This is a genomic window from Sphingopyxis terrae subsp. terrae NBRC 15098 (assembly GCF_001598815.1).
In the GTDB taxonomy this organism is placed as follows: Bacteria; Pseudomonadota; Alphaproteobacteria; order Sphingomonadales; family Sphingomonadaceae; genus Sphingopyxis; species Sphingopyxis terrae.
The window spans coordinates 1-811 of the sequence record NZ_BCZQ01000061.1 but is presented as its reverse complement, the minus strand read 5'-3'; the positions used below and the strand labels follow the sequence as shown (position 1 = coordinate 811).

Sequence of the window (811 nt, the reverse complement as noted above, 5' to 3'; positions counted from 1 at the left end):
ACGACATTCGCCTGATCATTGGCATTCTGCACCGATTCGAGGCGGATCACCGCGCCTTCGGCAAAATCGTTCGCATGCGCCGCGCAGTCGCCGATCGCATAGATGTCGGGCAGGCTCGTCCGGCACAGCGGATCGACCAGCACGCCGTTGCCGCCCTCGGCCCCCGCCGCGAGCAGCGGTTCGACCGCCGGCACGATGCCGATGCCGACGATGACGAGATCGGCAGGAATGACCTCGCCGTCCGCCAGCCGCACGCCGGTGACATGCGTGTCGCCCTCGATCGCCGCGACCTGGGCGCCGAGCCGCAGGTCGACGCCATGATCGCGGTGCTCCTTCTCGAAGAAGCGCGACAGATCCTCGCCCGCGACCCGCGCGAGCACGCGGTCCAGGGCCTCCAGCAGCACGACCTTCTTGCCCGCCTTGGTCAGCACCGCCGCCGCCTCGAGCCCGATATAGCCGCCGCCGATCACCACGATCTGCTGCGCGGTCTCCGCCGCCGCCTTCATCGCGTCGGCATCGGCGCGCGTGCGCACCCCCTGCACCCCCGGCAGGCCGCCGCCGGGGATCGGCAGCATCCGCGGATGGCCGCCGGTTGCCCAGACGAGCTTGCCATAGCCGATCGCCGCGCCGCCGTCGGTCGTGACGCGGTGCGCGGCCGGATCGACGCTGACGACGCGGCGCCCGAGCAGCATCGTCACGTCGCGCTCGTCCCAATATCTGGCGGGGCGCAGCTGGATGCGCTCGAACTCTTTCTCGCCCGCGAAATATTCCTTCGACAAGGGCGGCCGCTCATAGGGAAGCTCCGCCTCCT

The 811-nt window shown here is 70.2% G+C and carries 1 protein-coding gene; it reads right to left on the bottom strand.

Features of this window, described 5'->3' with window-relative positions; all coding sequences use genetic code 11:
- A partial coding sequence (locus STE01S_RS19470; protein ID WP_062770905.1) for an NAD(P)/FAD-dependent oxidoreductase occupies window positions 1-811 on the bottom strand: 811 nt, incomplete at both ends.